General features: G+C 66.5%; 25 protein-coding genes and 1 pseudogene. 22 read left to right on the forward strand and 4 right to left on the reverse strand.

Annotation, left to right across the window (positions count from 1 at the left end):
* The first annotated feature begins 30 nt into the window (after nucleotides 1–30).
* The 17 genes from C8K38_RS08730 to C8K38_RS26850 all read left to right on the forward strand — a co-directional run bounded on the left by C8K38_RS08730 (nucleotide 31) and on the right by C8K38_RS26850 (nucleotide 11,761).
* Nucleotides 31–693, forward strand: coding sequence for a phage tail tube protein (locus tag C8K38_RS08730; RefSeq protein WP_097211133.1), 663 nt, complete (start codon nucleotides 31–33; stop codon nucleotides 691–693).
* A gap of 140 nt (nucleotides 694–833) precedes the next feature.
* Complete coding sequence (locus C8K38_RS27085; RefSeq protein WP_179800501.1) at nucleotides 834–1,007, forward strand: hypothetical protein; 174 nt, start codon at nucleotides 834–836, stop codon at nucleotides 1,005–1,007.
* A gap of 27 nt (nucleotides 1,008–1,034) precedes the next feature.
* A complete protein-coding gene (locus C8K38_RS08735; RefSeq protein ID WP_097211134.1) occupies nucleotides 1,035–1,367 on the forward strand; it encodes a hypothetical protein in 333 nt (110 codons plus the stop codon).
* A 38-nt stretch (nucleotides 1,368–1,405) separates the two neighbouring features.
* Nucleotides 1,406–1,852 carry a hypothetical protein gene (locus C8K38_RS08740; RefSeq protein ID WP_097211135.1) on the forward strand — a complete coding sequence of 149 codons (447 nt, stop codon included), beginning with the start codon at nucleotides 1,406–1,408 and terminating at the stop codon, nucleotides 1,850–1,852.
* Nucleotides 1,849–2,238 carry a hypothetical protein gene (locus C8K38_RS08745; protein WP_097211136.1) on the forward strand — a complete coding sequence of 130 codons (390 nt, stop codon included), beginning with the start codon at nucleotides 1,849–1,851 and terminating at the stop codon, nucleotides 2,236–2,238. Before C8K38_RS08740 ends, C8K38_RS08745 begins: the two co-directional genes overlap by 4 nt.
* A 27-nt stretch (nucleotides 2,239–2,265) precedes the next feature.
* Nucleotides 2,266–2,664, forward strand: a complete 399-nt coding sequence (locus C8K38_RS26845; RefSeq protein WP_143548423.1) for a hypothetical protein — start codon at nucleotides 2,266–2,268, stop codon at nucleotides 2,662–2,664.
* A gap of 148 nt (nucleotides 2,665–2,812) precedes the next feature.
* The gene (locus tag C8K38_RS08755) at nucleotides 2,813–3,583 is read left to right on the forward strand and encodes a phage tail protein (protein WP_258195858.1); all 771 of its coding nucleotides are present in this window, start codon (nucleotides 2,813–2,815) and stop codon (nucleotides 3,581–3,583) included.
* Between the two features lie 5 nt (nucleotides 3,584–3,588).
* Nucleotides 3,589–5,259, forward strand: coding sequence for a Gp37-like protein (locus tag C8K38_RS08760; RefSeq protein ID WP_143548424.1), 1,671 nt, complete (start codon nucleotides 3,589–3,591; stop codon nucleotides 5,257–5,259).
* A gap of 41 nt (nucleotides 5,260–5,300) precedes the next feature.
* Nucleotides 5,301–5,714 (forward strand): phage gene 29 protein family protein, encoded by a 414-nt coding sequence (locus C8K38_RS08765; RefSeq protein WP_097211140.1) that lies wholly within the window; start codon nucleotides 5,301–5,303, stop codon nucleotides 5,712–5,714.
* A 188-nt stretch (nucleotides 5,715–5,902) separates the two neighbouring features.
* Nucleotides 5,903–6,223 carry a hypothetical protein gene (locus tag C8K38_RS08770; RefSeq protein ID WP_143548425.1) on the forward strand — a complete coding sequence of 107 codons (321 nt, stop codon included), beginning with the start codon at nucleotides 5,903–5,905 and terminating at the stop codon, nucleotides 6,221–6,223.
* The gene (locus C8K38_RS08775) at nucleotides 6,220–7,572 is read left to right on the forward strand and encodes a hypothetical protein (RefSeq protein ID WP_097211142.1); all 1,353 of its coding nucleotides are present in this window, start codon (nucleotides 6,220–6,222) and stop codon (nucleotides 7,570–7,572) included. The genes C8K38_RS08770 and C8K38_RS08775 overlap by 4 nt, the downstream gene beginning before the upstream one ends.
* A gap of 12 nt (nucleotides 7,573–7,584) precedes the next feature.
* Nucleotides 7,585–8,943 carry a DUF7257 domain-containing protein gene (locus C8K38_RS08780; RefSeq protein WP_108168810.1) on the forward strand — a complete coding sequence of 453 codons (1,359 nt, stop codon included), beginning with the start codon at nucleotides 7,585–7,587 and terminating at the stop codon, nucleotides 8,941–8,943.
* Nucleotides 8,944–9,082: 139 nt separating this feature from the next.
* Nucleotides 9,083–9,475 (forward strand): hypothetical protein, encoded by a 393-nt coding sequence (locus C8K38_RS08785; RefSeq protein ID WP_097211144.1) that lies wholly within the window; start codon nucleotides 9,083–9,085, stop codon nucleotides 9,473–9,475.
* Nucleotides 9,472–9,807 carry an LtfC-like domain-containing protein gene (locus C8K38_RS08790; protein ID WP_097211145.1) on the forward strand — a complete coding sequence of 112 codons (336 nt, stop codon included), beginning with the start codon at nucleotides 9,472–9,474 and terminating at the stop codon, nucleotides 9,805–9,807. Before C8K38_RS08785 ends, C8K38_RS08790 begins: the two co-directional genes overlap by 4 nt.
* Before the next feature lie 63 nt (nucleotides 9,808–9,870).
* Nucleotides 9,871–10,221 (forward strand): phage tail fiber protein, encoded by a 351-nt coding sequence (locus tag C8K38_RS08795; protein ID WP_097211146.1) that lies wholly within the window; start codon nucleotides 9,871–9,873, stop codon nucleotides 10,219–10,221.
* A 26-nt stretch (nucleotides 10,222–10,247) separates the two neighbouring features.
* Nucleotides 10,248–10,691 (forward strand): hypothetical protein, encoded by a 444-nt coding sequence (locus C8K38_RS08800; protein ID WP_097211147.1) that lies wholly within the window; start codon nucleotides 10,248–10,250, stop codon nucleotides 10,689–10,691.
* Between the two features lie 278 nt (nucleotides 10,692–10,969).
* Complete coding sequence (locus C8K38_RS26850; protein ID WP_143548426.1) at nucleotides 10,970–11,761, forward strand: hypothetical protein; 792 nt, start codon at nucleotides 10,970–10,972, stop codon at nucleotides 11,759–11,761.
* Here C8K38_RS26850 and C8K38_RS28065 read toward each other — a convergent pair.
* Together C8K38_RS28065 and C8K38_RS08810 are read right to left on the reverse strand one after the other, a co-directional pair.
* Nucleotides 11,737–12,212, reverse strand: a pseudogene (locus tag C8K38_RS28065) (IS21 family transposase); the annotation flags it as partial. The gene C8K38_RS26850 and the pseudogene C8K38_RS28065 overlap by 25 nt on opposite strands.
* 58 nt (nucleotides 12,213–12,270) lie before the next feature.
* Nucleotides 12,271–12,897, reverse strand: a complete 627-nt coding sequence (locus tag C8K38_RS08810; protein ID WP_097211148.1) for a TetR/AcrR family transcriptional regulator — start codon at nucleotides 12,895–12,897, stop codon at nucleotides 12,271–12,273.
* 146 nt (nucleotides 12,898–13,043) lie between these two features.
* Between C8K38_RS08810 and C8K38_RS08815 the strand changes: the two genes are divergently transcribed.
* A complete protein-coding gene (locus C8K38_RS08815) occupies nucleotides 13,044–14,477 on the forward strand; it encodes a DHA2 family efflux MFS transporter permease subunit (RefSeq protein WP_097211323.1) in 1,434 nt (477 codons plus the stop codon).
* 11 nt (nucleotides 14,478–14,488) lie between these two features.
* On the opposite strand, the gene C8K38_RS08820 is transcribed toward C8K38_RS08815, so the two are convergent.
* The gene (locus tag C8K38_RS08820; protein WP_097211149.1) at nucleotides 14,489–14,947 is read right to left on the reverse strand and encodes a ferritin-like domain-containing protein; all 459 of its coding nucleotides are present in this window, start codon (nucleotides 14,945–14,947) and stop codon (nucleotides 14,489–14,491) included.
* Nucleotides 14,944–15,459 (reverse strand): hypothetical protein, encoded by a 516-nt coding sequence (locus tag C8K38_RS08825; protein WP_097211150.1) that lies wholly within the window; start codon nucleotides 15,457–15,459, stop codon nucleotides 14,944–14,946. Before C8K38_RS08825 ends, C8K38_RS08820 begins: the two co-directional genes overlap by 4 nt.
* 164 nt (nucleotides 15,460–15,623) lie before the next feature.
* Between C8K38_RS08825 and rimP the strand changes: the two genes are divergently transcribed.
* The 4 genes from rimP to infB all read left to right on the forward strand — a co-directional run bounded on the left by rimP (nucleotide 15,624) and on the right by infB (nucleotide 20,579).
* Entirely contained in the window at nucleotides 15,624–16,193 is a 570-nt protein-coding gene (rimP, locus tag C8K38_RS08830; protein WP_097211151.1) for a ribosome maturation factor RimP, read from the forward strand.
* 4 nt (nucleotides 16,194–16,197) lie between these two features.
* On the forward strand, nucleotides 16,198–17,229 hold the full coding sequence (gene nusA, locus C8K38_RS08835) for a transcription termination factor NusA (RefSeq protein ID WP_097211152.1): 1,032 nt from the start codon (nucleotides 16,198–16,200) through the stop codon (nucleotides 17,227–17,229).
* 44 nt (nucleotides 17,230–17,273) lie between these two features.
* Entirely contained in the window at nucleotides 17,274–17,648 is a 375-nt protein-coding gene (locus tag C8K38_RS08840; RefSeq protein WP_097211153.1) for a YlxR family protein, read from the forward strand.
* Between the two features lie 69 nt (nucleotides 17,649–17,717).
* Complete coding sequence (gene infB / locus C8K38_RS08845) at nucleotides 17,718–20,579, forward strand: translation initiation factor IF-2 (RefSeq protein ID WP_077041327.1); 2,862 nt, start codon at nucleotides 17,718–17,720, stop codon at nucleotides 20,577–20,579.
* Nucleotides 20,580–20,591: the final 12 nt, after the last annotated feature.

The following is a 20,591-nucleotide window of genomic DNA, read 5'->3' on the forward strand; positions in this document are numbered from 1 at the left end:
CCGCATCCGCGGGCGCTCGAATGGAGACACATGCCTGCCACCAACCTCACCGCGCTGAAGAACGCGCAGCGGTCGCTGCTGCTCAAGCCGCTCGACGCGGCCGTTTTCATCGCACCGCACTACACCGCGGCGCCGTCCGCGCTGACCGACGCCTCCGGTGCCCTGCAGACGCTGCCGCCGGCCTACCAGCCTGTCGGCCTGATCGACAAGAAGACCGGTGTGGCCTTCGCTCGTGGCATCACCGCCGCGCCGATCGAGTCCTACGGTGAACTGCAGCCGGTGCGCAACGACGTCACCAGCGATATCACCACCATCGAGTTCCAGCCGCAGCAGACGACCGCGCTGACGCTGAACCTGGCCACTGGCACCGCGCTGTCGGCGATCAAGGCCAATGCCGCCTCCGGTGAAGTGTTCTTCGCCCAGCCGACCTCGGAAGAGATCACCTACTACTCGGCGATCATCATCGGCAAGGACGGCAACGACGCCAACCCGATCTACGTCTACAAGGTGCTGCCGAAGGTCGCGGTCAGCAAGTACGGCGGCGAGCAGTGGAACCCCACCGAGGTCCTCGCCCAGAAGCTGACCATGGTCGCCTTCAAGGACGATACCGCCGGCTACGCCATCGCCCATGGCTTCGGCGGCTCGGGCTGGAAGAAGATCCTGACCCAGACCAACATCCCGAACGCTGCGTAAAGCACCCCCAACCGTCTCCTGACGGTTTCTCGATCTCCCAGGTCTACGGACTTGGGCGTGGGGCGTGTCATGTGTCTCCGGTCATGGCACGCCCCACTCATTCCTTATCCATTCTTGCCGGAGAAGAAAGCGGGTCCACCGTGTCCGCCATCCCCACCGAGTACCCCGTCACCATGACCGACGGCGTCGACGACTACCTCGTTGCCAACGCGACCGAATACGTCACCGCGGTCTTCAAGCTCGGCCACGCCGAGAAGGCCGAGGTCGAAGCCGTCGACAAGCCGGCCAGTGGCCGTGCCTCGAAGTCCCAGTAACACAACATAACCCGGAGAAGTAGCATCATGGCATCCACACCCGAAGCGGCCGACCAGGCCGAGGTCGGCGGTCGTTTCTACGAGCTGCAGCAAGAGCTCGCCGCGCGCCGACGCGCGCCCTACCGCCTGACCGACGACATCGCGATCGCACCGGTCACCCGCAGCCAGGTCCTGGCCTTGCGCGGGACCGCCAGCGATGACGAACAGATGGTCATCGTGCTGGGCGACCAGTACGAAGCCGTCGAAGAACTGTTCGCCGATCGGCCGCTCGACGAGTGGTTCGCCTTCCAGAAGGACCTTTACGCCCACCTCTTCGGCCAGGGTTCCTCGGAGCTGCCGGGGGGATCGCAGGGCTCGTAGAGTTCTGGGAACGTTTCGGTGCCGCGCTCGACTACGACTTGCTCGAGCGCGGCATCGACATCCGGGAATGCTTCGGGCCCCACACCATTCGCAACCGTGATTGGCGCACGATCTGGTCCCTCAAGGACAGACTGCCGCACGGTTCACAATATCGCTCGGCGCTGGCGATGGATCGCGAGCTGGCCGAGCAGATGCTCGCCGCTGAACAAGCCGAGGCCGAACTCGACCTGTACGAAGAGAAGACCGAACCCGCCGGCCCGGCTCCGGAGGGGTACACCATCGACAGCTATCTGCTGCTGTCGATCATCGACGCACTCCAGGGCGTGCAGGCCGCGGTGATCGCCGCCGCCGGTGGCGATCCGCCCCGGATGACGCCGATGCCCCGACCGGTCACCGCGGTGGACATCGTCCGCGACGCACAACGAGACGAGTCGATGCAAGGCCTCATCGACCAGTTCACCGGATCCACCTGGGAGGACGAATGATCTATTCCGCAACGCTGCCGGCCCAAGCCGCCGGCGCGGCCGACACCACGACCCTGGCCGGGGTCTATTCCCCGGCCTTCTACAGCGGCGACACCGTCACCGACGTCCAGCTCGTCGCACCGCCGGGGTTTGCCACTGTCACCGGCGCCGCGACCAACAACGCCACCATCTCTGTCCGCCAGCTCCGCGATGGCGCTGTGCTGCAGACCTTTGCGAGCCTCACGCTGACCGCCGACCTGAATCTGGCCGCGGAAATCCCCGTCACCATTCCGCTCACCGCGCAACCGGTACTGCGCTCCGGCGACGTGCTGGACGTGCGACTGCACCAGAACGGCACGGGGCTGGCCATCGACAATGGGCTGTTCGTGTCGGTCTTCGTGAGCTGACGCGCAGACGATGGCAAACGAATCGATATGACTATGAACGAAAGTAGTGACGCGAGCAGGAGGCTGCAGAGCTTCTTGCGACAGAGCGGAAATGTGCCCGCTTACGCCACCGGCGGCGATATCAAGGGGCCGGGATCGTCGATCGGCGACAAGATTCCGGCCTACCTTTCCGACGGTGAATTCGTGATGAACGCACGATCGACCGCGGCAAACCGCCCGTTCCTGCAGGCGTTGAACGCCGATCCGTCCTTCTTGCAGAAGATGTTGGCGGCGCGTTCGCCGGGCGGGGGATCCGGCGGCGGTAGCGGCCCGGCCCAGCCGGCTCCCGGCGGGCAGCCGGCGACGGTGAATATCTCGATGTCGAGCAATGAAGACATCATCGGAAGACTGAAAATTCTTGCGGCGCAATGGGAATTGTCTCATTAGTCGCCGCGGCAATGATATGGATTGAGGTGAATCTGTGGCGTCCAATGCTGCGATGATCACGGTGACCGGAGTCGATGGTTCACGATGGACCATCGCCGGTCAGGGGAGTGGTCGTGAGGGTGTAGAGCTGGCTACGTCGCCGACCGGGTTGTACGACGCGCCGGTGACGACGATTTGGAATCAGTCGGCGTTTCAGGCCGGTTCTTCGTTCGGTGGTTACCGGACGAACAAGCGCGATGTCGTATTCGCGGTCAATGTCTCTCAGACCGCCGGTAGTTCGTGGGAGGCGGTGGACTCCGCGTGGCGCAAGGCCTGGGCCTACGATCGCGACGCGACGTTGACGATCACGACCGATTTCGGCACGCGAACGCTGAAACTGCGGATGTCGGAGCAGCCGGACTTCAAGCCGGACAAGGATCCGCATCTGAAGTCGATCGGCAAGGTCGTCATGACCTGTACAGCGGGCAATCCGTGGTGGGTCGAGTCCGATGTGACCGGGGCCTGGACCTCCACGACCGATACCACCGGCGCGGGCAAGAGCCAGTCCGGCACGATCACCATCGCCAACCCGACCGATCAGCCGATGTGGCTCAAGTGGGTGTGTTCGGCGCCGGGTAAGTGGACACTGCCGGACTTCTCGTGGGGTGCGGTCGATCGCGACGGCGCGCGGGTGATCACCTTGCCGCTGACCGCCGCGGGCAAGGATCTGACGGTCGACACCGACCCGATGGAAGAGATGATCGTCGCCAAGGACGGCTCCCAGGTCTGGGCGCTGATGAACGGCGTCAGCTTCCTCTATCCGGTGCCCCCGTACACGCCGGCCACCGCGGTCCCGGTTTCGGTGAGTGGTGCGCCGACCGGCGCGTCGGTGCTGGTGGTGCAGCCGCGTAACTGGTCGCGCCCGTGGGGGCTGCAGTGACTTCGGTGCTGGACCTCCCCGCGATCTACGCGGATGCGCAATCGGCCAAGACGGTGCGCAAGCAGCAGCGGTTCTCGCGGCCTCTGATCCGCCTGTGGGATGGCGACTGGAACCTGCGCGGTGTGTGCGGCGCGGAGATCAGCGCTGATTTCCGCTGGATTCTGAACCAGGCCGGCACCGGTCTGCTGGTGCTGCCCTACGACTACTACTTGGCGAAGTGGGCGGTTGATATCAATGGCCGCACCAAGAAGAACGTGCACATCACGGTCGACAAGGATGGCGCGCGCTGGGACGGGCGGCTGGAGAAGGCTGTCATCAAGACCGACGGGCAGGGTGTCACCACCGTCGAGCTACTGTTCATGCACTCGTACCAGGATCTCAAGCACATCTACTGCTGGTCGAATCCGTTTCTGCCGGAACAGGTTCAGTTCCCGCGGCAGTTCCTGCTTGCGGGGCCCAGCGTCTGGGTGCTCAAGACCGCGTTGCATTTGAATCTGCTCCGCCTGCAAGGCGGGCTGTGGACGTTGCCCGACGATCCGATGGATCCCAGTCAGTGGGGCAGCCTTGATCAGTCCACGTGGGGTGTCGTGGTGAAACCTGGCGAGTTCCGATCTGATACGTCGATGTGGACGATCTTCGGCTCTCGCTTCCAGAACTTCCACGAAGCCTCGGCGGGCACCCTGGAAACGGCTCAGCTGGCGATCGTCACGCGGCGCTGGTTGCAGGGTGATCCGCCACCGTGGCCGGGCGCGCAGGTCCGGCACGGCTGCCTGGTTGTCGACATCGTCGACAAGTCCGGCTTCTGGACCGGTACGAGCACCGGCGGCGACATGTGGGATGGGCTCGAGCGCACCAAGCAGGTGTACGACAACACCATGCTCGACTACAGCCCAAGTGTGCTGCCGGATCAGAATGTGCCTGAGCTGTACAAGAATCCGGGCTGGATGGGCACGCTCCCGTCGAATCCGTGGGTGGTCTACCGGCAGAACGACAACACGGGCATCCAGACCTCACAGTTCATCGTCAACCCCTCATCGGCGGTGCAGGTTCTCACCGGCGGTCACTCGATGCCCGGTGTGAACGAGGCGATCTCCTCGGCGATCCAGGTGGTCGGCATGCTGGTCGCCGGCGCCCTCGGTGAGATTCCGTTCGGTGGTTCCATCGCCGGTGGTGTGGTGAACGCCTCCACGGCGGTGGCGAACACGATCGCGACGTCGCTGTTGTCGGACACGCTGATGGCCTGGCAGAAACACAAGTCGGGACAGCGCGTCCGGGACGCGGGCTGGTCGCACTACTGGGAGCACTTCGAAAACAGTGCCGACCGGGCCTACACCCTCGGCGCGTTGCTGACCCTGGGTGAGGGTATGTGGAAGACCCGCCAGCACTTCACCCACAAGTTCATCGTCGCCAACGGCGAGCCGTATCTGATCGGCGACCAGGGTCAGGGGCACTTCTTCCTCGGCGATCGTGTCGGTTCCACCGTCAAGGGCATGCCCGAAGGCTCGGTGTACGTCGACCAGGTCACCGAACTCGAACTGGCTTGGTCGCGGACCGCGAGCCCGGCCTGGCAGGTCACCGTTGGCTCGGAACGTGACCACGACATGCCCTTCGCCAAGTCCATGCGCGTGGTCGCCGACATCGTCGACGACATCCACGCACTGGCCGTCCAGATGTAGTTCCGCCCGCCGAATCCCTATCGAAACCCACCGGAGAGAACATGTCCATCCCTTCCCTCGAGCAGTGCAACCCCGACGATCCCAGCGAGGCCTTCGTATGGGCGCTGGTCGGCCTACCCGGACCCCAGAACTCACCACTTCTCGTGCACCCCGACGTATTGCGGCAGTGGTCGAAACACTTGTGGGACCTAGGATTTCGTCATTACGCCGGCGAGCAGACCAAGGAATATCACCCGCCCGCGCGCGGTCTCTCGCATTGGCTCAACGGCGCCGGCCAATGGGCGGAGAAGGGCGCGCCGTGTCCGCCGGAGAGTTCGGTACCGGATGTCACCGAGCTGACGCCGGACGAAAGGGCTCACCTGGTAGAGCAGCTCAGGGAATCCGGTGAACTCAAGCACCTGGTGGACCCGCGTGATCTCGACCTGAACACCGCGAAAGTCGGTTCTGCCGAATAGTGCCCGGACGGCAGCTGATGACGAGCCCGAATGGACCCCTTCCCCTCGGTGCGCAAACCGGCGGCTCGATCCGGAATCTGCACAAGGTCAGCTGGGACTCGGCTCGGGCATCGATCCTGTCCAGATCAGGCCCGCCTCCAATTCACTTCTCGCGCCTTCCGGCGCAATTGTCTCCCTAGGAGTTGCTCATGGCTCAGAACGTTGGAGCTTTCGTCGCTCGCAACGCGAAAGCGGTGGTGTCGCTGATCGGCGGCATCATCAGCGTGCTCACCGTTTCGGTGGCATTGCTTCAGTACGCGCCGGCTTCCGCGGTCGGCGCGAGCGTTGCAGTGCTCACCGCACTCGAAGTGCTGCGCACCGTCAACGTGTGGATCGTCAAGAACGAGCCGGTGCTGGAAGCCGCTGCGGACGCTGCGGCCGAGCTGGTGGAATCGTTCACCGACATGGTCGGAGTCTCGGACTCCGACCATGTGGTGGCGGGACATACTTCCACGGGCGGTGCCCGATGACCAGCCCGGACCGGGCCGTACCGTCGGGCGCGTATACCGGCGGCTCGATTCGCAACCTGCAGAAGGTCACCTGGGACTCGGCCCGGTCGCAGATCCTGTCCAGCGTCACAGCGTCGTTCGCCGGTGTGGGGGCGATCGGCTCGAATCTGAACTCGGCGACCAAGCTGGCGTTGAACGCTGCCACCGACGCGCAGTCCGGCGCCACCCAGGCGCAGGCGTCGGCTGTGGCCGTGCAAAAGACCACGACCGATAACGCCGCGTCCCTGGAGGGGCTGGTTGCCACTCAGTACGGCCAAGCCACGGGCGGTACAGCGTTCTCCGACGCATTCAACCGCAGTCAGTTGGGTCCGGACTACACCACATTCAAGACCGGCCCGGTGGCGGATCTGGTGGTCATCGACGGCCAGGTGCAACTCAATCGCTCCGGTGACAAGAACACCGGCGATGTTGTCGCCCTGTCCAAAACCGTGACGGGCACCGATGATCAGCGCGTGTCCGTGGTGGTCGGCCGGATTCAGGAGCACCACAGCGCCGCTGCCCGGATCATCGTCCGCTCCGCGACGGACCTGTCGACTTTCGTGTACGCGCATGTCTATCGAGACAGCGTTCATCTCGGCTGGGGCACGCGCAGTGGCAACACCACCGTGTACAACTTTTGGAAGTCGGGGGACACCGCGGTAGGTACCGGTGATACTGTCACCGTCGAAGCCGTGGGTCGCACCTACAAGGTCCTGGTGAACGGCGTTCTCGTCGCCGGTCACACGGATGGGGATACCGCCGACCCCCCCAAATCTCCGATCGGGGCGAACAACCGGTCCTTCGGCTTCGGCTGCCAGTACCGCTGGACCGGGCTGTTCGGATACTTCTCGTTCGCGATCAACGCGCTCACCGCGGCCGATCTCTCCTCGCCGCCGATCGTCGGCACCGGATGGTCGCTGTACCGCCTCAACCCCGAGAAGGCCACCCAGCCGGCCGGTGAAGCACGCTTGGCGGCAAACACTTTCGATACCCTCGGCCCCGCCAGAAACATCGCTGTACCCGATCTCGGACGCGGCCAGGTGCAGATCGAGAAATCGGGTTGGTACGCGATCACGACCGCATATGCCCTGTTTTCGTATACCGAAAGAGCGCGGGTCGGACTGTGGACCGCGCCGGCGCCCGGCGGAACCTGGTCGTTGGCGCGGGTCGGCGCTAGCACGTCCGAAAACGAAAGGTCCTACAGCTTCGGCAGCTCATTCACCGTCTTTCTGCAGCAGGGATCGGTGGTGGCGCCGGGCTACTACCTCAGTGGTGACAACGGGTTCGTCGGCACGGCAACCTATTTCGATGGCGCAATGCTGAGCTACTGATGGAGCATGACTGTGACCTCACCTGACAAATCGGTCCCCAGCGGCGCGTACGTGGGCGACGCGGCAGCCTCGAACAACATCGGCAACCTCCAGAAGCTGACCTGGGAGGGTGCCCGAGCGTCGATTGTTTCCGGTGTCATCGGCTCGTTCGCGGGCGTGACCGCCATCGGCGGCAACTGGAAGGCGATCACCGACAAATCCCAATCCGCCACCACAACAGCGCAAACGCGGTCCTCCGATGCCAACTCCACAGTCGCCAGTGCGCAGGCGGTTGCCGATGGCACCAAAGCCACTATCGAGGCCCTGACACCGCCTCCGCCTGGCGAACAGCCCACTGGCACCACGTTTTCTGATGACTTCGAGCGCACGGAGCTCGGATCCGGCTACACCACCTATAAATTCGGTCAAGTCGCAGACCTGACCATTGTCGGCGGTCAGGTTCAACTGAACCAGCAAGGCGACAAGGGCACCGGCAACGTCGTCGCACTGTCGAAGACGGTGCTGCGAACCGACGATCAATCGGTCTCGGCGGTCATGGGCCGTGCGAATCAAGCCGGCACAGCGACCACCACGCTCTACATTCGTGCCGCGCCCGACTTGGCCACCTTCGTCTACCTCTTCATACAGGACGATGAAGTGCTGCTCGGACGAGGCACCCGCACAACCGGGCTGAACTACACGCAATGGGTCGCTGCGAAAGTTCCCGTCCGAACCGGCGATACCGTCACCCTGCACGCTGTCGGAGCGAACTACCAGGTGCTGATCAACGGGGTCCCGGCCGTGGCCTACAACGACAGTGCCAAGAGCTCACCCGTCGGGGTGGGGAACAGGTCTTTCGGATTCGACAGCTGGTACTACTGGTCGGGCCTGTTCGGGTACTTCTCCTTCGCCGTCGCCGCGTTGACGGCTAGTGACCTCGCGTCCCCGCCGGTCACCGGTATCGGCTGGGCGCTGGCCCGCATCAGTTCCACGAACGCGCTCCAGCCAGCGGGGTCCCGTGCCGTCGCGGCAGGTACCTTCGACACCGTTCGGCACAGCTCGGCAGTGACGGTCTCCGCCCTGGGGCCCGGACAAGTTCAGGTGCCGGTCTCAGGCTGGTACCGGATGAGCCTCGGCCTGACCTACGCCAAGGCGCTGACCACCCAGATCGGGGCCGATCTCTGGTGGGCCCGGAGCCCCGGCGCGACCTGGCAGCAGTTGCGCACCGGGCCCAAGACCGTTGACACCGACGACGCCTGGAGCGTCGAGGCCACGTTCGTCGTCTACCTGCCCGCGGGGGCAGTCGTCGCTCCTGGCTACAGCTCCAGTGACAACAACAATCTCGTCGGCTCCAACACCTATTTCGACGGGGCCCTGATCAACCGCGCCTAGCGGTGCCCAACTCAACCCCGATGCCTTCGCAGGGCCGACTCGGTCGAGCCCTCTCCCGTTGGCGACCCTACTAGCCCCTGGAGTCCACAATGGCGCAGAGCCATCACCAGCCGGCCGTGCCCAGGTCCGAAGGGACCTGATGCCTCTTCTCGAAACCACGCTGATCAGCGCCGCCACCTTTCTGGGTGGCTCGGGCGCCACCAGCTTCTACTCCTGGCTTCAGGTCCGGAAAGCACGACCAGCACAAAACATTCGCCACGAAGTGTCCGCCGCCAAACAGGTCAACGACATCGCCTTGGCGACCCTGTCCCGTGTGTCCGAAGAACTGCGGGTCGTCTCCCTGCGGCTCGACGGAGTAGAGGCCGCGCAAGCGGCGTCCATGCAGGAATTGGACCGTGTCACCGGCCTCTTCCGCGAGGCGCTCGCCGTTCTGCGCGGCGTGATCGAAGCGGCCCAGCACGGCCGCATCCCGGAACTGAACCTGTCCAGAGAACTCATGGACGAGGTCGAACATAGCAGAGGAATCACATGACATCACCGATCGATCCCGGATACCTCGGCTACCAGCCGAAGATCGAACCACTCAAACTCACCACCGGCGCCGGCTTCGTGCAGACCATTCAGCCCTCCGATGGGGCCGTATTCCCTTCCGGAACAACGGTCTCCATCGTGCTGACCGCGCCAGGCGGCGCTTCGCTGGGTACCTGGCCCGCCACCGTCAGCCCGACCGCGGCCAGCTGGACCGTACCCGCGGCCACGTCCGATCCGATCCCCACCAACTCGCGCTACACGATGTTGGTCACCTACACGACCACCCCGGCCACCACCTACGCCTGGTACGTCGGCTCCGTCATCCGCAACTGACCTCTTTCGCCGCTCGACAGCGGCGAAGTTCATTGCAAAGAAACAATTCTCAAGGAGAACATCATGGCTATCGCTGTTACGTCGACCAAGAACGCTCTGTGCGCCGCCTACGCCGCTACGGCGACTACTGTGTACGTTTCGGTCCATACCGGCGACCCGGGCCCCACCGGCCTCGCGGAAGCCTCGGGTGGTGCGCCGGCCTATGTCCGTGTGGCCACCACCTGGGGCGCGCCGGCCAACGGCCAGATCACCGGCAGCCAGGTCACAGTGAACCTGCCCGCCGGCACCTACACCCACGCCGGTCTGTGGAGCGCCGCCACCGGAGGCACGTTCATCGACAAGGTCGCGATCGCCCCGACCACGCTGGGCGCCCAGGGCACCCTGCTGATCACCCCGACCTTCGCCGTGAGCTGATTCACCTCTTCGATTTGGAGGCTGCTATGTCAGCACCAGCACAGGCGATCGTGGCCGCACTGCCCACGCAACCGACAGTGCTCACCGCGGTCGCGGCGCCACCGACGATGGTGGTGGCACTGCCGGGGTCGCCGGTCAGCAGGGTCGACGGTGCACAGGTCCCGGTCATCCCGGTATTCGTGTACGCCGCGTTCGGCGGAACCACCACCCCAGCCGTGACCTTCAAGCCCTCGGCCAAGCTCGCCGCCGAGGCGACCGGGCTCGGGTCTTTGACTTTCGCTACGAAACCCGTACCGCAGGTGACTCTTTCGCTCGGCAGTGAAGGATCGGCCACGGCTCGTGTCGCTGTCGGGTCCGGCGGCCAGGTTGTCCTGGACGCGGGCTTCGGCGCCGCGGTGACGGCCCGCACCGCCAACGCGGTCACCACCGCTGCCGGAGACCTTTCGGTCACCGTCGCGATCGCACCGTAACTCGGTGCCTATTCCCGCACTCCGCGCACTCGGGCTACACCACATCTAGTGGTGTAAAGCCATTCCCGATGTCGGGGATCGCGTTCTTCATGTGCCGCGCTCAACCTTTGGTTGAGCGCGGCACATGTCTTTTCTCGACTTGTCACAGACCGGTCGACAAATTCTCTGCGCGCGCACGCCGAATTGCTCGCCGTCGCTACCCATCCGGGTGCCGCGTTGCTTGCAGCATTTCGAGTCCTGTCGCGACGCGCCTGAAATCTTTGAGGAGGCGATGAGCCGTGTCAGATATCTACGGTCTGCCCGACACCTACGGACGCAAGGAGGGCGATACGTGGATTACGACGTTGCCCGACGGGCGAACCGTTGCGAACACCATCCCAATAGGAAACGGCAATCAGACTGTCGATCAGGTCATCACCAATCCTGATGGCAGCACGACCAGTTCGCGTGCAGTCGACAACGGAGCGGGCGGGTGGCAGCGGTGGAACGACGACTCCACCGGCACCTCCTCCTACGCCGGCAAGGACGGGCAGGGCACCGAGGTCTACGGCCAGCACTTCAATCCCGGGACATCGACTACGGGCAACGCCAGCCACGAGTTCGGGATGTCCACCGACTACAAACAGACCTATACCGCTTCCTACGACGAAGACGGGAACCGGGTGGGCACCGATGTGGGTGTCGCGAACAAGGGCGGTCTGTACGACAACGTTCATGTCGACAACTACGGCAACAAGACATTCTCAGAGACCACCCGAGACGAGAGTGGGGGGCTCGTCAGTACATTCACCGGTCAGGTCGATAGCGAAGGCAACGGCTGGCGGGACATCTCGGGTAAGGATGGCCCGCAGCGATGGCAGGTGTCTTCGGACAGCCAAGGCAAGACGGTCCTGACGCGAACCGAAGAGACCGACTCGGGCGTACACCACTTCCGGATGGACGAGAACGGCAAGCTCACCGACGAGTTCCGTGGCAATAGTCCGGGTGAGTGGTATCGCGACACCATCATCACTGACGCGGACGGAAAGACCCCCCCGTTACCCGCCTCGACGGTGTCGACGTGGACGTAATAGTCACGTGCCAACCGGATTCGCTGATTGAACCCGATGAGCGGATCGACCGGCGGTAACGGAGTCATCGCCGAATAATCGATATCGAGGACATCGACCGGACGGCCGCTGATCGCCCGGACCGTGCGCGTATTCGCGCGAGCGAGCCATTCACCGAGTTGAGTGTTGAAATCGGCCGGCGAACCGAAACTTCGGCCGGGCAGGAACGAGGTCTCCAGGAAACCGTTGCAACGCTCGACCATTCTCTTGAATTCCGGATCCCGGGGAGGGGGGCAACACGATCTTCGTGGCCAGTGTTCCCGCGAAAGCCGCTGGTGGTGCGGGGTCACTCTCCCGATCGAGCCGATCGCCGCTCTGTCGCGATGGCAACATCATCGCGGTCATGAAGCGAATACGCCGCCGTCATCACCAGCACCGGCAGCACCCGCGTCTGGCCGTGCCCGCCCGGGATCCGTGCTCCTATCGGCGGTGTGCTTGGCTCAAGCGCCTCGCCGATTGGGAGACACTCTCTAGCCCCGACCGGCCGCGGCGGCGTTCAGGATGGCCGCCGAACCCGAGATCGCTGCGTCAAGGGTCTGGCCGAAGGCGCACTCGGAGAGCTCGGCGAGCGCTGGGTCCTCGTCGAAATGCTCGGGCGCCTGCATGGCGAGCAGGACGTTGAGCAGCATCCCCTTCGCGATGAACTCCCGCGCCTCCTCCGGGGTGCACCCGGTGCGGGTACGGATCTGGGTGTAGATCTCCGACATCGCGGCCCGCGCCTGCGCGCCTATCTCGGGGGTTCCGCCCGCGGAGAAGCCGTGCATCATCACCAGCAGCAGGTCGCCGTCGGAGACGAGCTCGCCGTATGAGGCGCCGAGTCGGGACCAGAAGTCCTCGCTCTGGGGATCGATGCCGCCGCCCGGTTCGGCCGCGATCCGGTCCAGTTCCTGGTCGAAGGCCGCCACGATGCGCTGCAGAGCCCGGGCGAAGACCTCGCGGAAGAGTTCCGCCTTGGAGCCGAACATCCGCACCACGTAGGGCTGTGAGACGCCCGCCTCCTTGGCGACGGCGTCCGTGCTGGTGCCCGCGTAGCCGCCGCGCGCGAACGCCCGGGAGGCCGCGGCCAGCACGAGCTCGCGACGCTCCGGCGCGCTCATCCGGGTCGCGGGACGGGGGGACTTCGTCGACTCAGCGGAGCCGCCTTGCACTGCCATGTTGACAGGTTATCACTCGATGCCTTAGCGTTTTCATTTAAGTAATCATTCGATGCTTACAAGTCAGATCTTCGCTTCGAGGAGTGGTGATGACCGCAACAACCGATGAGCTCGATGTCCTGATCGAGAGCCCGTCTCGAACGCAGGCCGGGCGCCGGGTGCCGATCTGGCTGGCGATGCTCGCGGCCTCGCTGCCGATGTTCATGGCGACCCTGGACAACCTGGTGATGACCAGCGCGCTGCCCGTGATCCAGGCGGATCTCGGCGCCTCGGTCGGGCAGTTGCAGTGGTTCATGAACGCGTACACGTTGTGCTTCGCGACGCTGATGCTCTCGGCGGCGACGCTCGGGGACCGCTGGGGCAGGCGGCGCATGTTCCTGTTCGGCATCGGGCTGTTCACGGTCGCCTCGATCGCCTCCGCGCTGTCCACGACGCCGGAGCTGCTGATCGCCTCGCGCGCACTGCAGGGAGCGGGCGCGGCCGCGATCATGCCGCTGTCGCTGACCCTGCTCGCGGGTGCGGTGCCCGCCGCCAAGCGGGCGCTCGCCATCGGTGTCTGGGGCGGGGTGTCCGGTCTCGGCGTCGCGCTCGGCCCGGTGGTCGGCGGGGCCGTGGTCGACGGCGTCTCCTGGCAGGCGATCTTCTGGCTCAACGTCCCGGTCGCGCTGATCGCGGTGCCGCTCGCGCTCTACGCGCTCAGCGAATCCCGCGGCAGGCGTGAGCGACTCGACGTGCTCGGCGTGGTGCTGGCAGGCGCGGGCGTCTTCCTGGGTGTCTGGGGAATCGTGCACGGCAACGACGACGGTTGGACCTCCGCGAGCGTGCTGGGCGCGCTGGCCGGCTCGGTGGTCACGCTCGCCGCGTTCGTGTTCCGCGAGGCGCGGACGTCGAACCCGGTGATGCCGCTGCGGCTGTTCCGTTCGCGCAGCTTCTCGATGGCCAACATCATCGGTCTCGCGTTCACGCTGGGCATGTTCGGGGCGGTGTTCCTGCTGGCCCAGTACCTCCAGATCGTGATGGGGTACAGCCCCTTCGAGGCCGGCCTGCGAACCCTGCCGTGGACGGCCGCGCCGATGGTGGTGGCACCCATCGCGGGCATCCTGGCGCCGCGGGTGGGCCTGCGGCCGCTGCTGATCCTCGGTCTCGCCCTGCAGGCGGCATCACTGGTGTGGATGTCCCAGCTGCTCGAGCCGGGCGCCGCCTACGGCGAGATGGTGCCCGCGTTCGTGATGGCAGGCGTCGGCATGGGACTGACCTTCGCCCCGAGCGCGACCGCGGTGCTCGCGGACATGGCGGAGGTGGACCACGCGACCGCCAGCTCCGCGAACTCCACCATCCGGGAGATCGGTGTTGCGCTCGGCATCGCGATCCTCACGGCGGTGTTCCTCGGCAACGGCGGCAGCCTCACCCCGGCCGGCTACGCGGAGGGACTGCAGCCGGCGCTGCTCGTCGGCGCGGGCGCCGTCGGGGTCGCGATCGTCGCGGCACTGTTCATGCCGAGCAGGCAGGCGCAGCAGGTCTAGCCGGAGGACGGTCAGGGCTGGCCTGGGAACGGCACCGTCGGAGGTGCCGTTCCCAGGATCGCGCGCCAATTCGCCGCGCGCAGAGCCGTTTCCGTCAGTGCGTCGACCGCCGCCTGGCGGGTGTGCTCGGACTCGGCCCGCTCGATCACCGACCGCCACGCGACCGCGGTATCGGCCTCGACCGCCGCCGCCAGCTGGATCGCGGAGATCGGATCGACGACGGGGAAGGGCATGGTGTAGCCCGACTCGGCCGCGGGCGCACGGACCCCGGCTGCGGTGAGCGCATCGATGGTGGCGTCGCGCCTGGCCCGGTGGGCCGCTGCATCGGTCGTGATGTCGCCGATCCGCGCGGGGTTCGAGAACGCGGCGATCAGGCCGTAGGCGTAGACGGCGGCGTGCTCGGCGCGCAGTGCATCGGACAGGGCCTGCTGCTCCGGTCCGAGTGACGAGGTGGGGCTGGGGGAGGTCACAGCAGCAACACCGCCTGCTCTGCCGCGACGGCGGCGCTGATCGAACCGAGTAGGCCGGCCCGGTATCCGGACAGGCGACGGGCCAGGCCCGCGGCGTCGCGCTGGGAGGTGGCCAGCTGTGTGCGCAACTCGTCGATGGTCGGTGGGGGCGGTGCCGGCTCGGTGGGGGAGCCGGTCGGGCTGGGTGAGGGCATCGCGGTCGGATCGACCCCGGCCGCGCGCGCGACCTCGGCCGAGAGTGCGTCGGCGTGGGCACCCCGCTCGCTCGCGATGACACTCAGCGCCCCGGCACGCTCGGGCGCGAGGGCGGTCGCGGCGGTCGCGGTGGCCGCGTCCCGGCGCGCCGTTTCCGCCGCGGAGATGAGGGGATCGGGCTCGGAGGAGTCCCGGTCGGAGGAGTTGGACGTGCACCCGGCGGACAGCGCGAGCGCGGTCAGTCCGACCGACGCGGCGCCCGCGATCCGGAAGGCCGAACGCCGGGAGATCGGTGACGGGGTGACGGCTACAGGCACCCGACCATCTTGGCAGGTGCCCCGTCGATCGCGGCGACCGAGGCTGGTCACGGAGCGGTCGAATGCGCGATATCCTTGATCATCGCGCCGGAAACCATTTTCGGGCGCGCACGACTTGTGCACACGAGACCTGCCGACCACAACTGAACGAGGGAGCTCCACTGATGCCGGTTCCGCCGAAGGAGAGGGTGATCGAGCTTCTCTCCGATCTGGTTCATCGCCAGGGATACGACCTGGAGGATGTGGCGGTCACCCTCGCGGGCAAGCACAGTGTGGTCCGGGTGATGATCGACAGCGACACCGGCCTCGACCTCGACGACGTCGCGGAGCTCAGCCGGACGATCTCCGAGATCTTCGACGCGACACCCGAATTCGGGGAGGCGCCCTACACGCTCGAGGTCACCTCTCCCGGGATCGACCGTCCGTTGACGGAGGACCGGCACTGGCGCAGGGCGCGGGGCCGCAAGGTCAAGATCGACCTCGCCGACGAGAGCGTGACCGGTCGCATCGGTGTGCTCGGTGACGGCGTGATCGCGATCGTGCTGCCCGGCAAGGGTGGTCCGTCGGTGCGCGAGATCGCGCTCGCGGACATCGACAAGGCGGTCGTGCAGGTGGAGTTCTCGCCCCCGAACGAGCGCGAGCTCGAACTGGCCGGTGGCGTGGCCGAGGGTCGGGTGGCCTCGGCGCAGATCGATGAGACAGATTTTCAGGTTGATGAAGAGGTAGAGGGGTAGACAAGTGAATATCGACATTGCCGCGCTGCGCGCGATCGAGGTGGAGAAGGGAATCTCCGCAGGCACCATCATCGCGGCGATCCAGACCGCGCTGCTGACCGCGTACCGGCATACCGAGGGCCACCATGCGCACGCACGGATCGACGTGGACACCAAGACCGGTGTCGTCCGGGTCATGACCCATGACGTCGACGCCGACGGGAACATGATCGGCGAAGAGATCGACGACACCCCCGAGGGCTTCGGGCGGATCGCCGCGACCACCGCTCGCCAGGTGATCCTGCAGCGTCTGCGCGACGCCGAGCACGAGCGCAGCTTCGGTGAATTCTCCACGCACGAAGGCGAAATCGTCGGCGGCGTCATCCAGCGCGACACCAGGGCCAACGCCCGAGGCATGGTCGTCGTGCACATCGGCAGCGAGGCCAGCGGCGCCGAGGGCATCATCCCGGCCGCCGAGCAGGTGCCGGGGGAGACCTACGAGCACGGCGAGCGGATCAAGTGCTACGTGGTCGGCGTGACCCGCGGCCAGCGTGGTCCGCAGATCACCCTGTCCCGGACGCACCCGAACCTCGTCCGCAAGCTGTTCGCGCTCGAGGTCCCGGAGATCGCGGACGGCTCGGTCGAGATCATCGCCGTCGCCCGCGAGGCCGGTCACCGGTCGAAGATCGCGGTGCAGTCGCGCGTCCAGGGTCTCAATGCCAAGGGTGCGTGCATCGGTCCGATGGGTCAGCGGGTGCGCAATGTGATGAGCGAACTCGCGGGCGAGAAGATCGACATCATCGACTACGACCCGGATCCGGCCCGGTTCGTCGGAAACGCACTCTCGCCGTCGAAAGTGGTGTCGGTCACAGTCATGGACGCGGATGCGCGTGCAGCCCGGGTGGTCGTCCCTGATTTCCAGTTGTCCCTCGCCATCGGCAAGGAAGGGCAAAATGCCCGCCTGGCAGCGCGGTTGACCGGGTGGCGAATCGACATCCGCAGTGACGCCGAACCCTCCCAGGATCGGCCTGCCGGACCCGCTTCCTCGCGTGTCTAGGGGCGGCATGCGGGAAACTGGCCCGAACAGCGGTAGAGTGGTCAATGGCTCAGCGTGAGCTTTCGGTACAGGCGCGTGCGAAACCCGGGAAACCGGTCCGCACATGCATCGGATGCCGTAAACAAGCGTTGGCCGCTGATCTGCTGAGGATCGTTGCGCGAGAGGTGCAGCCAGAAGGCTGGACGCTGGTGCCCGACCCGCGACGCAGACTCCCGGGGCGAGGTGCCTGGTTGCACCCCGACCCGCAGTGTCTGAGTCAGGCCGAGAAGCGCCGAGCATTCGGCAGAGCACTGCGAGTGTCCGGAAGCCTGGACACGGCGGCCCTCGATCACATGATCGAATCGCTCCCACAACAGAGCAGTACCTCTCGAGAAGTCAGGCAAACACATCATGAGCACACCGTGAAGCACCAGCGATGATCGTCCATCGGAGATAACCCGAGGTCGTGCGGGCACCCAGCCGCGCTCGACCTCTCAGTGAGGAGAGCAGTGGCAGGCAAGGCCCGCGTGCACGAGTTGGCAAAAGAACTCGGTGTCACAAGCAAGGAACTACTCGCGAGGCTCAAGGAGCAAGGCGAGTTCGTGAAGTCGGCGTCCTCCACCGTGGAGGCCCCGGTTGCACGGCGCATCAGGGAGTCATTCCCCGGCGCACAGTCGGCAGATGCCGAGGCAGCAAAGCCGAAGACCCCGTCGCCCAGCGCGGCGAAGCCCGGTGCCCCGCGCCCCGGCCCGAAGCCGGCTGCACCCGCACCGGCAGCTCCGGCTCAGCCGGTCGCCCCCGCGGCCCCGGCAGCGCCGACCCCGGCCCCCGTCGCCCAGCAGCCGGCACCGCGTCCGGCCGCGCCCGCGGCGCCGGTCCCGGCTGCCCCGCCGGTCCCCGCACCCGCGGCACCGGCAGCGCCTGCGGCACCCGCCGCGAGCGCGGCTCCGGCCGCTCCTGCGGCCCCCGCAGGTCCGAAGCCCGGCCCGAAGCCGCCGCGCGTCGGTAACAACCCGTACTCCTCGGCCCCGGCCGAGCGTCCCGCGCCGCGTCCGGCCCCGGGTGCACCCCGTCCGGGTGCCCCGCGTCCGGCTCCCGGCCAGGGCGGTCCCCGTCCCGCGCCCGGCGCACCGCGTCCGGCCGCAGGTCAGGGCGGTCCCCGTCCGGCTCCCGGCCAGGGTGGCCCGCGTCCGAGCCCCGGCTCGATGCCTCCTCGCCCGAACCCGGGTGCCATGCCGTCTCGTTCGGCACGTCCCGCTCCCGGTGCCGGTAGGCCCGGCGGCGGCGGTCGTCCCGGCGGTCCGGGCGGGCGTCCGCCCGGTGGCGGCGGATACCGCGGTGGCGGAGCTCCCGGCGCAGGTGCAGGCACGGGCGCTCCCGCCGGTGGCGCTCCCGCCGGTGGTTTCCGCGGTCGTCCCGGTGGCGGCGGTGGCCGTCCCGGCCAGCGTGGTGCCGCGGCAGGCGCGTTCGGTCGCCCCGGTGGCGCCGTTCGTCGTGGCCGTAAGTCGAAGCGGGCGAAGCGCGCCGAGTACGAGAGCATGCAGGCTCCCGCAGTCGGTGGCGTCAGGCTGCCTCGCGGCAACGGCGAGACCATCCGTCTCGCCCGCGGCGCGTCGCTGTCCGACTTCGCCGACAAGATCGACGCGAACCCCGCAGCACTCGTGCAGGCGCTGTTCAACCTCGGCGAGATGGTCACGGCCACCCAGTCGGTGAACGACGAGACCCTCGAGCTGCTCGGCGGCGAGATGAACTACGTCGTCCAGGTCGTCAGCCCGGAGGACGAGGACCGCGAGCTGCTCGACTCGTTCGACCTGACCTACGGCGAGGATGCCGGTGGCGAGGAGGACCTCGAGTCCCGTCCGCCGGTGGTCACCGTCATGGGCCACGTTGATCACGGTAAGACCCGACTGCTCGACACGATCCGTAAGGCCAACGTCCGTGAGGGCGAGGCCGGCGGCATCACCCAGCACATCGGCGCCTACCAGGTGCTGACCGAGCTGGACGGCAACGAGCGCCTGGTCACCTTCATCGACACCCCCGGTCACGAGGCCTTCACGGCCATGCGTGCCCGTGGTGCGAAGGCCACCGACATCGCGATCCTCGTGGTCGCGGCCGACGACGGCGTCATGCCGCAGACGGTGGAGGCGATCAACCACGCCCAGGCGGCCGACGTGCCGATCGTGGTCGCGGTGAACAAGATCGACAAGGAGGGGGCGAACCCCGACAAGATCCGCCAGCAGCTCACCGAGTACGGCCTCGTCACCGAGGAGTACGGCGGAGACACCATGTTCGTCAACATCTCGGCCAAGCAGGGCACCAACATCGATGCCCTCCTGGAAGCGGTGCTGCTGACCGCGGATGCCTCCCTGGATCTGCGCGCCAACCCGGACATGGACGCCCAGGGTGTCGCCATCGAGGCGCACCTCGACCGTGGCCGCGGCCCCGTCGCTACCGTGCTCATCCAGCGCGGAACGCTGCGGGTCGGCGACTCGATCGTGGCGGGCGACGCCTACGGACGCGTTCGCCGGATGGTCGACGAGCACGGCAACGACGTGCTCGAGGCGCTGCCCTCGCGTCCCGTCCAGGTGGTCGGCTTCACGTCGGTCCCCGGTGCAGGCGACAACCTGCTCGTGGTCGACGAGGACCGCATCGCCCGGCAGATCGCGGATCGTCGCAATGCGCGTAAGCGCAACGCGCTGGCCGCACGCAGCCGCAAGCGGATCAGCCTCGACGATCTCGATGCAGCGCTCAAGGAGACCAGTCAGCTCAACCTCATCCTCAAGGGTGACAACTCGGGCACCGTGGAGGCGCTCGAGGAGGCCCTGCTCGGCATCCAGATCGACGACGAGGTGCAGTTGCGCGTCATCGACCGCGGTGTCGGTGGCGTGACCGAGACGAACGTGAACCTGGCCTCGGCCTCGAACGCGATCATCATCGGCTTCAACGTCCGGGCCGAGGGCAAGGCAACGGAGCTGGCGAACCGCGAGGGCGTCGACATCCGGTACTACTCGGTGATCTACCAGGCGATCGACGAGATCGAGAAGGCCCTCAAGGGCATGCTCAAGCCGATCTACGAAGAGGTCGAGCTGGGCAAGGCGGAGATCCGTGCGATGTTCCGCTCCTCGAAGGTCGGCAACATCGCCGGCTGCCTGGTCACCTCCGGGTCGATCAAGCGCAACGCCAAGGCACGCCTCCTCCGCGACAGCGTCGTGGTTGCGGAGACGGTCACCATCTCCTCGCTCAAGCGGGAGAAGGAGGACGTCACGGAGGTCCGCGAGGGCTACGAGTGCGGCCTGACCGTCACCTACAACGACATCAAGGTCGGTGACGTGATCGAGGCGTACGAGCTTCGCGAGAAGCCGCGCGACTGAGCAGTGTGACAC

The organism is Rhodococcus sp. OK611 (assembly GCF_003050885.1).
GTDB lineage: Bacteria > Actinomycetota > Actinomycetes > Mycobacteriales > Mycobacteriaceae > Rhodococcus_G > Rhodococcus_G oryzae.